The sequence below is a fragment of the Caballeronia sp. J97 genome, assembly GCF_905220305.1.
Taxonomy (GTDB): domain Bacteria; phylum Pseudomonadota; class Gammaproteobacteria; order Burkholderiales; family Burkholderiaceae; genus Caballeronia.
The window spans coordinates 57,954-71,210 of sequence record NZ_CAJMZL010000016.1 but is presented as its reverse complement, the minus strand read 5'-3'; the positions used below and the strand labels follow the sequence as shown (position 1 = coordinate 71,210).

Genomic DNA, 13,257 nt, shown 5'->3' with positions numbered 1-13,257 from the left:
CGCCCGATAGGCTAACTTCCGATCACCACAAAAATCTCCCCCACGGGCGCTTTCGAGCCATTCGGCACGACCGCCTTCAACGGAAATCCATACGTTCCGCGCAAGCTGACGAAGCGGCCGACCTGCACACGAACGCCCACGCCGACACTCGCGAGCGACGCATTATTGACCTCGCCGAATTCGGCGATGCGATTCCACACGTGCCCCGCATCGAAGAACGCGAAAGGCTGCATCGCCGCGATGCCCGCCGATATCGCCGGCGCGCGCAATTCCGTCTGCAGGTTCCATCCGCGATCGCCCTGCGCGGAATAGGGCTCATAACCGCGCACCGTCGCATCGCCGCCCAGGCCGAGCTCCTCGCTCGGCAAGAGCGTGCTGCCGGTCCATTGCAACAGCCCGCGCGCCGCAATCGAAAAGCCCGACTTGCCGAGCGGCATGTCGCGCTGCGCCGACAACTGCATGTACTGATAGCGTGGCTTCGCGCCGAGACGCGCGGCATCGTAGGCGTCGTCGTTGCTGTTGCTGTCGAAATACCCGGGACTCACGAAGAGCGATGCGTTCAGATGCGTGTCGCCGGACACATCGCTCCTCGAAAGATCGTAGGCAATGACGAACTGATGAATATGCGTGTTCGCATTGAACACCTGAAAGCCGCCGAATTCGAGGTCGTTGTTCGAGCGCTTGAAGTCGTAACCGAACTGCACTTGCTGCTGCCACGCGCCCGCTTGGTCGAGCGGCGGCAAGCGCCAGTCGTAGCGAAAGCTGAGTTGCGCGCTGAGACCGGTTTGCCCATAGCTGTCGGGCAAACGCGGCGTGCTCTGCGCGAAAACGCCGAACAGTTCGACGCGATCGAGCCACGGCAACGGCGCGACCATATTGAACGCGTGCGCGACATAACGCGGACGATCGGGCCTTCCTTCGATATCGGGATTGCCGCTCAACAGATCGTTACTCGCGGTCATCTGATAGCCGATGCGCGCATCGATGCCGAACAGATTGCCGTAGTCGAATCCCGCGAGAAACCGATCGCGGCCGAGATCGCGCACGCCATCGTTGTTGTAGCCGCCGTAGATGCGCAACGGAAAGCGATCTTCCGTTTGCAGCACGATATCGGTGGTGTCGGGCGCGGCGCCGGGCGCATAGATCACGTCCACGCGCCGATACGGATTCGCATTGAGCAATGCCAGCCCGGCGGCGACATCGGCTTCGCGAATCGGCTCGCCGCTCGCGATCGGCATTTCCCGCGCGAGCAGCGCGTCGGAGAAATAGCGATTGCCTTTCGGCGTCACACGTCCCGCGCGAAACTCGGCGATGGCGATCTTCACGACGCCATTGCTCACGTCCTGCTCGGGCACATACACGTCGACGAGCGGCTGACCCGCGGCGCGATATCGCTGCACGACCGCGCGGCGAATCTCCGCGAGACGCGCGAAGGTCAGAGGCGCGTGAAGATCGGCGGCGAAGCCGTCGAGAAAATCGGACGTGAGCAAAGGCAAGCCCGCCGATGTGATCGCGCCGTTCGCGCCCGACTGCGTGGTGGCCGACGCGGTATCCGCGCGCACGAACGCGATGCCGCGCAGATCCTGAATGGCGATGTTCTGCGAGCGATCGCCCGGCTCGGGCGGCGACGGCAACGCGCGCGGCCGTTGCGCGGCAGGCGGCGCAAGAGGCGCGACATCGCGATACGATTGCGCGGCGGCATCGCGCGCCGCAACGCCATACGCGAGCGCGGCCGATAAAGCCGTCGCGGCGATACGTGTGCGCGTCGATCGATCAGGCCGCACGGCGATCATGCAGCATCTCTCCTCCGGCGTTGCTCGCATGGGTCGGCCTCGCATGGTATCAGCGCGCGATGCGCCGCGTGCGAGATCGAACCGCGTCGCGGCGCGGAACGTTTCGTGCGGCGAGGTCGTGCTTCATCGCCAGGCAAAGATGCTCGCGGCGTGCCTGTTAGCGTTCTCGCGCGCCCGCGTAGAAATGACATGGCGCGAGCGACGCGTTCAGTAGAAAACACCGCATCGGCGTGCGAAATATGTCGTGACCTCTCGCAAGCCTTCCTTCCGGCAGCGCGACACATCTATGATTCAGAATCACCGGCTCGATACACAGCCGAAACCGCATTGTCAGGACGAGGATGGACAAAACCTCCAACGCAGAGACCCACGACTCCGATTCGCTCGATGCATCGGTCTACGCGCAATGCGCGCGCGAGCCGATCCACATTCCCGGCGGCATCCAGCCTCACGGCGTGCTCTTCAGCGTCGACGCGCACTGCCACATCCTGCAGGCGAGCGCCAATGTCGCGCAGTTCGCGCGCATCGCGGTCGATGCATGCCTCGGCCGCGCCCTCTCGACGGTGCTGGGCCCGCACGCGGCCGAGCGCGCGAGCGCGGGCCTCAAACAACTCACGCGCGACGGCGCGACGATCCACGTCGGCAATGTGGTGCTCGACGGATGGACGCCGGGCGGCCCCGTCGCGATCGTCGTGCATCGGCATGACGGGCTGCTGTTCGTCGAAGTCGAGCCGGCGCAGGCCACCGCCGACGTGTTCTCGACGATGTATCCGCTCGTGCGCTCGTTCGTCACCGAAGTGCAATCGATGCGCACCGTCGAGCAGATATGTCAGTTCGCGGCGAACGAGATCGCGCGCATCACGGGATTCGGCCGCACGCTCGTCTACCGTTTCGACGACGAAGGCCACGGCAACGTGCTCGCCGAAGCGCTCGAGCCTGGCTATCCGTCGTATCTGAACCAGCACTTTCCGGCATCGGACATTCCGGCGCAGGCGCGCGAGCTGTATCGCAGGAACCGCATCCGTCTCATTTCGAACGCCGACTACGAAGCCGCGCCGCTCGTGCCCGCGCTGCATCCGGCGACCGGCCGGCCGACCGATCTCACCTACGCGTCCTTGCGCAGCGTCTCGTCCGTGCATCTGCAGTACATGCGCAACATGGGCACGCTCGCGTCGATGTCGATGTCGATCCTCGTCGACGACAAGCTCTGGGGCCTGATTTCCTGTCATCACGCGACGCCGCGCCTGCCGCCGTTCGAAGTACGCACCGCGTGCGAGCACGTCGCGCAGATCGTCTCGCTGCAGATCGAGGCGCGCGAGACGCAGGCCGAAGCGCATTACAGGCTCGAACTGCGCCGCATGCTGTCGAAGCTGCTGTCGTCGATGGCGAATACCGACAGCTTCGTCGAAGCGCTCGTCAACGATGCCTCCGATCTGCTCGGCTTCACGCGCTCATCGGGCGCGGCGGTGATCTTCGAGGGACGCACGTCGCTCGTCGGCGTGACGCCGGGCGAGCATGACGTGACGGCGCTCGTCGACTGGCTCGACAATCAGAGCGAGGACGTCGTGATGTCGGACCGCGCCGCCGAGGACTGCCCCGCGCTCGCCCACACGCCGGACGCGGCCGGCTTTCTCGCGGTGTCGATCTCGAAGATCTACCGCAACTATGTGATCTGGTTTCGCCGCGAAGTCGTGCAGACGATCGAATGGGCCGGCGATCCGCGCGCGAAGCTCACGGGCCTCGCCACATCGCTTTCGCCGCGCGTGAGCTTCGATACATGGACCGATGTCGTGCGCAATCGCTCGCTGCCGTGGCGGCCCGCCGAACGCGAGATCGCGCTCGAATTCCGCGCGGCGGTGCTCGGCATCGTGCTGCGGCGCGCGGAGGAAATCGCGCAGCTCGCGACCGAGCTCGGGCGCGCGAATCACGAGCTCGAAGGGTTTTCATACACGGTGTCGCACGATTTGCGCGCGCCGTTGCGGCATGTCGTGAGCTTCGCGGACCTGCTCGTACAGATCGACGGCGACAAGCTTTCGGAGCGCGGGCGCGGCTATCTGGAGCGCATCGTGACGTCGGCGCGTTTCGGCGGCCGTCTCGTCGACGATCTGCTTTCGTTCGCGCAACTCGGCCGCGCGTCGCTGCGTCCGCACAAGGTCGATGTCCACGCGCTCGTGCATGCGGTGATCCAGAACGATATCGACGAACAGGCATCGGCGCGGGTGCGCTGGCAGGTGCAGGCGCTGCCGCCCATCGAAGCCGATCACGTCTTTCTGCATGTCGCGTTCGCGAACGTCATGTCCAACGCGGTGAAGTTCAGCGCGCTACGCGAGCAGCCGACCATCGAGGTCGGCGCGCACGACGGCGCCGGCGATATGTTCGGGCACGTCGTCTACTTCGTGCGCGACAACGGCGTGGGCTTCGACATGCGCTATGTCGACAAGCTCTTCGGCGTGTTCCAGCGCCTGCACGTCAACGAAAAGTTCGATGGCACCGGCATCGGGCTCGCGAACGTGCGGCGCATCATCGAGCGGCATGGCGGCAAGGCCTGGGCGGAAGGCGCACCCGATCGCGGCGCGACCTTCTTCATGGCGCTGCCGAAGCAGTTCCGCCCCGAAAGCGGCGTGCGGCGCGATACCGCCGCGACCGCGCTCGCCCGGCTCGCCGCGGGCACGGGTGGCGCGGGGCACGACATCGGCCAGTTGATCAAGCGCTCGGACGAGAAAAAGTAGCGCGCATGCAAAACGGCCGCGATCGGGTCGATCGCGGCCGTTTTGCTGGTTACGACGCTGCTACGCTCAGAAGCGGTGACGCAGACCGACGGTCGCCGCGACCTGGTTTTGCGTCGACGACGGCGACAGTGTGTTGATCATCGCGACGTTGGCGCCCGCATTGCCCAGTTCGCCCGACGCATGCTGGTACACGCCTTCGACGTACACATCGGTGCGCTTCGAGAGCGAGTAGTCCGCCTGCAGCGAAACCGTGTGCCACTTCGGATCGCCCGAGCCGTTCGCGCCCGTCACCTTGCCGTCCGTGTACGTGTACGCGGCGTCGAGGCTCAGCGCCGGCGTCAGCAGATAACGGCCGTTCAGCTCGAAGTTGTTCAGATGCAGGTTCGTGTTGCCCGGCAGCGCGATCGTCGTGCCGCCTTGCGATGCCGCGAGCAGGTTGTCGTAGTGGGTGTTGGTCCACACGAAGCCGACCGTCGCCGGGCCATACGTGTAGTTCACGCCCGCGCCGAAGGTGCGCTGCAGTTCGGCCGTCAGATTGGCGTTGTTGCCCTGACCTGCCGAGACCGCGCCGTTCGCGTTCGCGTTGCCGCGCGAGTTGTTCGTCTGCAAGTAGGCCGCGGCGAAGTTCAGCGGGCCGTTGCCGTACGACGCGCCGGCGCTCCAGGCGCGGTTGTTGGCGAACTGGCCGGCGTCGTTCGAGAAGCCGTACAGGCCGCCGAACTTGAAGCCGCCGTAGTTCGCGCTCTGGTACTTGACCGAGTTCTTGATCGAGAACGAGTGGTCGAGATTGTCGTTGTCGAACGGATGCGCGGTCAGGTTGTTGCCGTAGCCCGCGCCTGCTTCCGCGAGCGGCGACAGATAATCGACCATCGAATCGTATTGACGGCCGAGCGTGACCGTGCCGAACTGATCGTGTTGCAGGCCGACGTACGCCTGGCGGTTGAACATCGTGCTGCTTTCGGTATAGCGGCCGTTATTGAGGTTGAAGCCGCTCTCCAGTTTGAAGAGCGCGTGCAACCCGCCGCCGAGATCTTCGCTGCCCTTCAGGCCGAAGTAAGTATCGGAAACCGAGCCGCTGCCTTGCTGCCAGTTGCTATGGCCGGCGGAGTTGTTCGTATAGACGAGACCTGCATCCAGCGTGCCGTACAACGTAACGCTGCTCTGCGCGTGGGCTGCTGCTGCGAACGTGCCGAGAATGCCCGCCGTGAGAAGGGTTTTTTTCATGGTTCTCTAGTGTCCTGTTTAATGCGAAAGCTTCCTGGGGATGACGGGCCATATGGATGGCCAATTGCCCTCGGGAAACTGGGACACACTGTATGCGACAGCCGGTTGAATGTGCCCGCATATCGCGCGCAATAATCATTTGCTGATTCTGCGAATCGACGCGCAAAGCGCTTCATATTCTTTTAAGCTCAAGCGCTTAGCCGAGACAATGAGCGCTCGACGACCAATCTCCTGTTGCACATCGGCGACGCTATTCCTGCGTATTCCGGAGAAGTCCATTGCGCCATATGCGGTTTATAACGGGCAACGCCATTTGTTAAGCTCGATTCCGTCTACAGGTCTCCGAGCAGATATTCTGAGGACACGGGGCGGTTTCGCGAGAGGAGGCCGCTCCGTTTTAATACGTGTTAATCTGAGCCCGCTTGAATCTTTCGGGCTCGCGGTAACGCGCGTATATATATTTATAATGCGCGCTTATTCAAGCAGTCCATATTTTCCCGATCAAAAAAAGTCAGTTACCCGAAACATTCTGGCAAGCCGGCTCGATTTCTTTCAATTTCCTGTCGAAAACAGAACTTTTCTAATCGAAACGAATCGCATTTAAGCGTAGAATGGTCGATTTACGCGCTATGCTTCGCAGGATATCTCGTTACTGTTGAAATTTCTGCGCAGTAATTCGCGCGAGCACAGGCGACGAAGTTACGGCTGCTGGTTCCCCTTTTCGGAAATCATCGACTAAGTTCTTCAAGAAATGTAACCGTCCGGCAAACGTTTGCCACGGTGTCTTGGGGCTTTGCGCGATCTGGCCGTTTCATTTCGAAACAAATTGAATAGGCTTGAATCGCCTGCCCGGAACATTGATTGCTTAAATAGAGGTCTGTGTAAATCTAGCCGGATACCGCAACATGAAGAGAAACGCCAACGCAACGACCGTCCCTGCATTTCGACAGCGACGACCCGCTCAACTCGCGGAACGCGAGCTTTTGCATCTGGAAATGATTCTGGCAAGTTTCGTCGAAGGCGGCGCGGCTTCGGAGCGTCTTACTGCCAAGTACTGGGACAAGCGCATCACGCAACTGGACGCGGAATACGATCTCGTCCCGTCACAAAGTCAGCGCGTGGCGCTGCTTCATCGCAAGCTGGCGTTACTGGATAACGCGCTCGATACCGCCGCGGACGCTCAAGAAGGGCAGCAGAGCCGACGCGCCGCCGCCTGATTCGACGGCGAATCGCATGACGAAGACGGTTAGCTTCGTCATCGCTAGTCAACGAGAAATCACGACACCGTTCGCACCCATTCGTCGACGAATGTGCGTGCCGCCGTATGGGCGCTCATCAGCGCTTCCTCGGCAGATTCGAAGTTCGAATACCGCGTGCTCCCGATACACAGCGGCGAAAATGCGGTCACCGGCCGCCCCGACCGGCTGATGGTCACGACCGCGAGATAGCGGATGTCGCCCGGCGGAGGCACGAGCCTGCTGTTCGTTTCGATTGCGACTTCGAGCACGAAGCCCTTGTGGTTGTATGACCGTATCATCTGAGCACCCCGTGACGCCCGGACGACGCAAAGGAACGCGCCGTGACATGCCACGCTTCCAGCACGGGACGTACCCGTGAATCAGCGAGCCGACGTTGCGCGCGCCGCCTTATCGCGCGCGCCGCAGCGCCGTGCGTGCGAGATCCGCGGCGAGATCGGCGCGCAGTTCGGCCCATTTGCCGAGCAGCGTGCCATCGTCGGTGAGGAAATACGGCGTCTGCGCCCACTGCGCGACCTTCCCCCCTGCGATCGCGAGCTCGAAGACGCGCATGTCTTCGTCGTCGCTCACGCCCGCGCGCACGAGTTCGCGAAACGAGCGGATATCGTGCAACGCTATGGTCTGAATGCCGACGCCGTGCAGCACCGCCATCACCGTCTTGCCGATGCGCCACGCGGCTTCGCGGCTGTCGGCCAGAACGAATGCGACGCTTTCGGGCGGCGTCTCGAATTTCAAGCGGTACAGGCGAGACTTACATTGTTCACTGAGTTGCGTATTCATATGGCTCAAGCCTGCGCTCGTCGCGGGAGGCTGAAAATACGACGTCTCGTGCGATGAAGCGCGCTGTGGTGAAGACTTCGGGGAGGAGCGATCGCGAACCCGATTCACCTGCGTCGCTCGCTTGGAGCCACGCAATGCAGAAGTTGTTCCTGTTCTAGCATAGGACGCCGCTTGCGCAAGTGTCAGTCGGATTGCATTGCATCGCGCTTCGGACGCACGCACGCTAGTCCACCGCCCTGCCACGCGCTGCTTCCAGAATCGCGAACCATTCCTCGCGCGTCAGTTCGATATCGAGTGCGTCGACAGCGTCGCGTACGCCTTCGATGCGTCGCGTGCCCGCGATCGCAATCGGCTGCGACGGCAGTCTGAAGATCCACGCATACGCAATCGACACCCAGCTTCGCGCACCGCGTTCGCGCTGAATCGTCTGGAGCGTTTCTCTCACCTGCGCGGCGGCCGCGTCGTTTTCGTCGAAAAGCCTGCCGCCGCCGAGCGGCGACCAGATCATCGGTGTGACGCGCGCGGCTGCAAGCGCGCTCGTCGTGCCGTCCTCGATGGGCGTCGGATGAAACGGCGACAGTTCGATCTGATTGGTCGCGAGCGGAATGCGCGCATGCAGCGATTCGAACTGTCGCGCCGAAAAGTTCGACACCCCGAATGCGCCGATCTTTCCCGCCGCGAGAAGCCGCTCGATTTCGCGCGCGAGTTCGTCCTCGTCGATGAGCGGATCGGGACGATGCAACAGAAACAGTTCGATGCGCTCGCATCGGAACGCCCGCAACGAGTGCTCGACGCTATCGCGCAAATGCGCGGCGCTGCTGTCGTAATGCTTGACGCGATGCTGCGGCCGCGCCGGCGACACCAGTTTGATGCCCGCCTTCGTGACGATCTGAATCCGCTCGCGCAGTCCCGGACGCAGCGCGAGCGCGTCGCCGAAGAAGGTTTCGGCTTCGTAGCCGCCGTAGATATCGGCGTGATCGAAGCTCGTCACGCCGAGCGCGACGCATTCATCGACGAACGAGGCGAGCTCCGCGCGTGTCATGTTCCAGCGCATCACGCGCCACATGCCTGCAACGACGTGGGAAATGGCTTGAATGGTCATATTGTGAGAACGGTTACAAGTCCGGCATTATTGGCGATTGAATCGTATCGATAAGCTTCGCGCCTCAAGCATATCAACAATCGAGATACCGGTTACATCCGAATTCTCACACGCCGCTCTGAAGATTCGATCCGCTCGCGTGACCCATGATTGCCGCGATGTTGCCGATGGCCGGCTCCGCGTATCGCACCGGCGGCGCTTCGGGCGGCAACGGCGCGGGGCCGGAGTCCGTCGCGCGCGCATACACCGGCAGCGGGGGCGCACTCTGCGCGCTCGAAGCGACGGGGAACACCGGCCCGCCCATGATGCCCACACCGACAAACGGATGCGCCTGCGCGACCGTCACCAGTCCGAAGGTCAGTTTGGCGGCCACTATCACGTATTGGATCGTTCTCATCTCGCGTCTCCCGCGTTGCAGTTGTGTGTCGATGGAGGGCATTCTGCGCGGCAAGAATGAGCGAAAAATGAGAGCGCGGACGGCGAATCATCCGATAAATTGGCGTGACCTACACTTTCGAGATGTCTCTGCACGATCGAAGAACCGCCGATGAAAAACCGATTCACCACGATTCTCATCGCCCTTGCCGCCGCCGCGCTCTTCGGCGCGACCACGCCGATCGCGAAAGCGCTGCTCGGCCCGATGCCGCCGTTCATGGTCGCGGGTCTGTTCTATCTCGGCAGCGGCGTCGGCCTCGGCGCGATCCTGCTCGGCCGCAGGTTCTGGCGTGAAGAAAACAGCGGCATGCGTGCGCGGGAGACCGCCTGGCTGCTCGGCGCGATAGCGTTCGGCGGCATCGCCGCGCCGGCGCTGCTGATGCTCGGCCTGACGAGCACGCCCGCGGCAACGAGCTCGCTCCTGCTCAATCTGGAAGGCGTGCTGACGGCGGCGATCGCGTGGATCGTGTTTCGGGAGAATGTCGACCGGTCCGTGTTTCTCGGCATGGCGGCGATCGTCGCGGGCGGTGTCGTGCTCGCGTGGGAGCCGGGTGCGGCGCACGCGAGCACGGGCGCGCTGCTGATTGCGCTGGCGTGCCTCTGCTGGGCCATCGACAACAATCTCACGCGCAAGATCTCGACCGCCGACGCGATGCTCATCGCGTGCGCGAAGGGGCTCGTCGCGGGCGCGACGAATCTCGGCATCGCGCTCGCGATGGGCGCGCATCTGCCCGCGCCGCATATCGTCGCCGGCGCGCTCGCGACGGGCTTCGGCGGCTACGGCGTGAGCCTCGTGTTGTTCGTGATCGCGTTACGGCATCTGGGGACGGCGCGCACGGGCGCGTACTTCTCGGTCGCGCCGGTATTCGGCGTCGCGCTCTCGCTCGCGATGTGGCCGCAAACTCCGGGCGCGTCGTTCTGGGCCGCCGCCGCGCTGATGACGCTCGGCGTGTGGCTGCACGTACGCGAGCGGCACGAACACGAACACACGCACGAGCGGCTCGAACATACGCATCGGCATGTGCACGACGCGCATCATCGGCATATGCACGACTTTCCGTATATCGGCGACGAACCGCATACGCATCCGCACGTGCATCTGCCGATCACGCACACGCACGCGCATTTCCCCGACATTCATCACCGGCATTCGCACAAGCGCGGCTAGAACACCTTGCCCGGATTGAGCAGCCCGAGCGGATCGAGCGACGCCTTGATCGCGCGCATCGATGCGATATCGGCTGCGCGGCGCGCGAGGTGCAGATAGTCGCGCTTTTTCAGGCCGATGCCGTGCTCGGCCGAGATCGATCCCTCGAACTCGCGCGTGACGTCGTAGATCACGGCATCGACGTCGTCGTGATCCTGCTTTCCTCGACCGGGAACGTCCACGACGATGTGAATATTGCCGTCGCCGAGATGGCCGTAAGTCATCACGATGGCGCCCGGCCAGCGCGCGCGCAGACGCGCTTCGCATTGCGCGGCCGCATCGCCGACTTGCGCGATGGAAAAGCTCACGTCGTACGCCGCGTGGTTCGGGATGAAGCGATCGTATTCGCCGGGCGCGTCGCGGATCGCCCAGAAATCGCGGGCGTGCGCTTCGTTCGATGCGATCGCCGCGTCGGTGACAATGCCCGCTTCGAGCATGCCGCCGAGAAATTCCTCGAAGGCTTCGCCGTGCCGCACCGGGTCCGTGCCGACGCTTTCCAGCAGCACGTAGAAGGGATGCGCATCGGCGAGCGGCGCGCGCAGAGTCTTCAGATTCGCGATGACGGTGTCGTGATAGCCGGCCCACATCACTTCGAACGCGGACACGCCTGACGCGAGACTCGCCTGCGCGCGCGTGAGCAACGTCGTCACGGCGGCGAAATCGGGCAGGCCGCACCACGCGGTAGCGGTAGCGGTGGGCTTCGGACGCAAGCGCAGCACGACGCGCGTGATCACGGCGAGCGTGCCTTCGCTGCCGATCAACAGATGCCGCAGGTCGTAGCCGCTGTTGTTCTTGATCATCTTGTTCAGTCCGCCGACGATCTCGCCGCTCGCGAGCACCGCTTCGACGCCGAGCACCTGATCGCGCATCATGCCGTACTTGATGACGCGGTTGCCGCCGGCGTTCGTCGCGAGATTGCCGCCGATCGAGCAACTGCCGCGCGCGCCGAGATCGAGCGGAAAGTAGAAGCCCGCAGCGCTCGCCGCTTCCTGCACCACTTGCAGCGGCGTGCCGGCTTCGACGGTCATCGTCGCGGAAACTGCGTCGATTTCGACGATGCGGTTCATGCGCTCGAGACTCAGGCTCACTTCGCCGCCGAGCAGGTTCGCGCCGCCGACGAGGCCCGTGAGGCCGCCTTGCGTGACGACCGGCTGCCTGTGCTTCGAGCAGATGGCGAGCGCCTTCGCGACTTCATCGGTGGTGCGCGGACGGACGATTGCGAGCGGCGTCGCGCCGGGCAAGCCGCTCCAGTCCGCGACGCGCCGGTCGCCGAATTCGTCGGGCAGCGTCACGAGTTGTGCCCCGAGTGCTTCACGCAATGCCGCTACCGCTTCGCTTGCCGCCATGCATCGTCTCCGTTCGTTGTTTCGCTTCGATATCAGATGCGCTAGTTTGTACCAAAACGCGCGAGAATTATCGGCAACCATGCGGGGAGATCGCGACGATGGAACGGGCAGACTATGAAAGCGCGCTGGCTCAACTGACCGGCACGGCCGAGCTGGTCGCCGCCGGGGCGGATGAAGACGCGCGCGCTCAGGCGTTCGAGATGCTGGCGTTTTTCCGTCTGCGCCAGGCACGCGTCGGCGAATCGGGTGCGTTGGTCACATCGAACGACGCGCTTTTCAGGGACACGGCGATCGCCGCGCTCACGATGGCCGGCCGCAAGGAATTTCTCGCCGCGGCCGCGCTGCTAGAACAGGCGCGCGGGCTGATGCGCCACTGAGCGTCGGTCGACGTATCAAGCCAGCGCGAGGAAGTTGCGCACGACCGGCGATGGATCGTCGCGTCGCGACGCCAGCGCGAGCCTCGCACGCAAACCCCGCGCGACGAGCGGACGATAGACCACGCCGGCGACGCGCACCTGCGTGATGGCCTTCGGCACGATGGATATGCCGATCCCCGCCGCCACGAGCGTGATGGCCGACGTCATCTGAGGCGCGGGTTGCGCCAGTTGAGGCTCGAAACCCGCCGCGGCACAGGCGGCGACGATGTCGTCGAACAGCGTGCCGCCCGCGGCCCGTGGCACTTGCACGAAAGGCTCGTCGGCGAGTTCCGCCAGCGCGATTCGGCGGCGCGAAGCAAGCGGATGCGCGACGGGCAACGCCACCAGCAACGGTTCGTCGAGCCAGTCTCGCTGCTCGACGATGTCCGCGACGCGACGCTCCGGCCGAACGATGACGACATCGAGTTGACCTGCCTCCAGTTCGTCCAGAAGCACGCCGGAAGCCGCCTCGTGCAGCGTCAGTTCGGCGTCGGGAAATGCTTCGCGAAACTTGCGGATCAGCCCCGACACATGCTCGTTGAACGCCGCGGTGCCCGTGAAACCCACTCTCAGATGCCCGGTTTCGCCGCGCGCGGCACGTTTCGCCGCCCGCGCCGCGCGTTGCGCGTCTTCGAGCACGCGCCGGGCTTCGTCGGCGAATACGCGGCCCGCCAAAGTCAGTTCCGCACCGCGCGCCGTGCGCTTGAACAACGTCACGTCGAGTTCCTTTTCGAGCGCCTTCACTTGCTGACTGAGCGGCGGCTGACCGATGCCGAGCGCCTCGGCGGCCTTCGTGAAGTTGGCTGTCTCGGCCACGGCCAGAAAGTAGCGCAAATGCCGAAGCTCCATTTTTTCTCCCTCGAATATGCATTTACGGCGACGAGCCAGTGCAAAAACATATCGCTCGGCATGGTTTCATATATTGGACATATGAGCTCGCATTGGCAAGAATGAATCCGGTTCCCCATC

Annotated in this window: 12 protein-coding genes; 4 read left to right on the top strand and 8 right to left on the bottom strand. The window is 63.6% G+C overall.

Annotation, left to right across the window (positions count from 1 at the left end; all coding sequences use genetic code 11):
• Positions 1-11: 11 nt before the first annotated feature.
• Positions 12-1,793: a ShlB/FhaC/HecB family hemolysin secretion/activation protein gene (locus tag U4Y90_RS20665; protein ID WP_321797270.1), complete on the bottom strand. Its 1,782-nt coding sequence runs from the start codon at positions 1,791-1,793 to the stop codon at positions 12-14.
• A gap of 341 nt (positions 1,794-2,134) precedes the next feature.
• On the opposite strand from U4Y90_RS20665, the gene U4Y90_RS20660 reads away from it, so the two are divergent.
• On the top strand, positions 2,135-4,522 hold the full coding sequence (locus tag U4Y90_RS20660; protein ID WP_321797268.1) for an ATP-binding protein: 2,388 nt from the start codon (positions 2,135-2,137) through the stop codon (positions 4,520-4,522).
• Between the two features lie 66 nt (positions 4,523-4,588).
• On the opposite strand, the gene U4Y90_RS20655 is transcribed toward U4Y90_RS20660, so the two are convergent.
• The gene (locus U4Y90_RS20655) at positions 4,589-5,746 is read right to left on the bottom strand and encodes a porin (RefSeq protein ID WP_321797267.1); all 1,158 of its coding nucleotides are present in this window, start codon (positions 5,744-5,746) and stop codon (positions 4,589-4,591) included.
• 905 nt (positions 5,747-6,651) lie between these two features.
• Between U4Y90_RS20655 and U4Y90_RS20650 the strand changes: the two genes are divergently transcribed.
• Positions 6,652-6,963, top strand: coding sequence for a hypothetical protein (locus tag U4Y90_RS20650; protein ID WP_321797265.1), 312 nt, complete (start codon positions 6,652-6,654; stop codon positions 6,961-6,963).
• Between the two features lie 59 nt (positions 6,964-7,022).
• On the opposite strand, the gene U4Y90_RS20645 is transcribed toward U4Y90_RS20650, so the two are convergent.
• The 4 genes from U4Y90_RS20645 to U4Y90_RS20630 all read right to left on the bottom strand — a co-directional run bounded on the left by U4Y90_RS20645 (position 7,023) and on the right by U4Y90_RS20630 (position 9,281).
• On the bottom strand, positions 7,023-7,283 hold the full coding sequence (locus tag U4Y90_RS20645; protein WP_321797263.1) for a hypothetical protein: 261 nt from the start codon (positions 7,281-7,283) through the stop codon (positions 7,023-7,025).
• A 109-nt stretch (positions 7,284-7,392) separates the two neighbouring features.
• Complete coding sequence (locus U4Y90_RS20640) at positions 7,393-7,737, bottom strand: hypothetical protein (protein ID WP_321797261.1); 345 nt, start codon at positions 7,735-7,737, stop codon at positions 7,393-7,395.
• A gap of 268 nt (positions 7,738-8,005) precedes the next feature.
• Positions 8,006-8,884, bottom strand: a complete 879-nt coding sequence (locus U4Y90_RS20635) for an aldo/keto reductase (protein WP_321797259.1) — start codon at positions 8,882-8,884, stop codon at positions 8,006-8,008.
• 106 nt (positions 8,885-8,990) lie between these two features.
• The gene (locus U4Y90_RS20630) at positions 8,991-9,281 is read right to left on the bottom strand and encodes a hypothetical protein (RefSeq protein WP_321797257.1); all 291 of its coding nucleotides are present in this window, start codon (positions 9,279-9,281) and stop codon (positions 8,991-8,993) included.
• Positions 9,282-9,431: 150 nt separating this feature from the next.
• Here U4Y90_RS20630 and U4Y90_RS20625 point away from each other — a divergent pair, with 150 nt between their 5' ends.
• Positions 9,432-10,487, top strand: a complete 1,056-nt coding sequence (locus U4Y90_RS20625) for a DMT family transporter (protein WP_321797255.1) — start codon at positions 9,432-9,434, stop codon at positions 10,485-10,487.
• Here U4Y90_RS20625 and U4Y90_RS20620 read toward each other — a convergent pair.
• A complete protein-coding gene (locus U4Y90_RS20620; RefSeq protein ID WP_321797254.1) occupies positions 10,484-11,872 on the bottom strand; it encodes an FAD-binding oxidoreductase in 1,389 nt (462 codons plus the stop codon). The two genes, U4Y90_RS20625 and U4Y90_RS20620, sit on opposite strands and share 4 nt — an antisense overlap.
• Before the next feature lie 98 nt (positions 11,873-11,970).
• Here U4Y90_RS20620 and U4Y90_RS20615 point away from each other — a divergent pair, with 98 nt between their 5' ends.
• Positions 11,971-12,249: a hypothetical protein gene (locus tag U4Y90_RS20615; RefSeq protein WP_321797253.1), complete on the top strand. Its 279-nt coding sequence runs from the start codon at positions 11,971-11,973 to the stop codon at positions 12,247-12,249.
• 15 nt (positions 12,250-12,264) lie between these two features.
• Here the strand turns inward: U4Y90_RS20615 and U4Y90_RS20610 are convergent, their stop codons facing one another.
• On the bottom strand, positions 12,265-13,137 hold the full coding sequence (locus tag U4Y90_RS20610; protein WP_321797251.1) for a LysR family transcriptional regulator: 873 nt from the start codon (positions 13,135-13,137) through the stop codon (positions 12,265-12,267).
• Between the last annotated feature and the right edge of the window lie 120 nt (positions 13,138-13,257).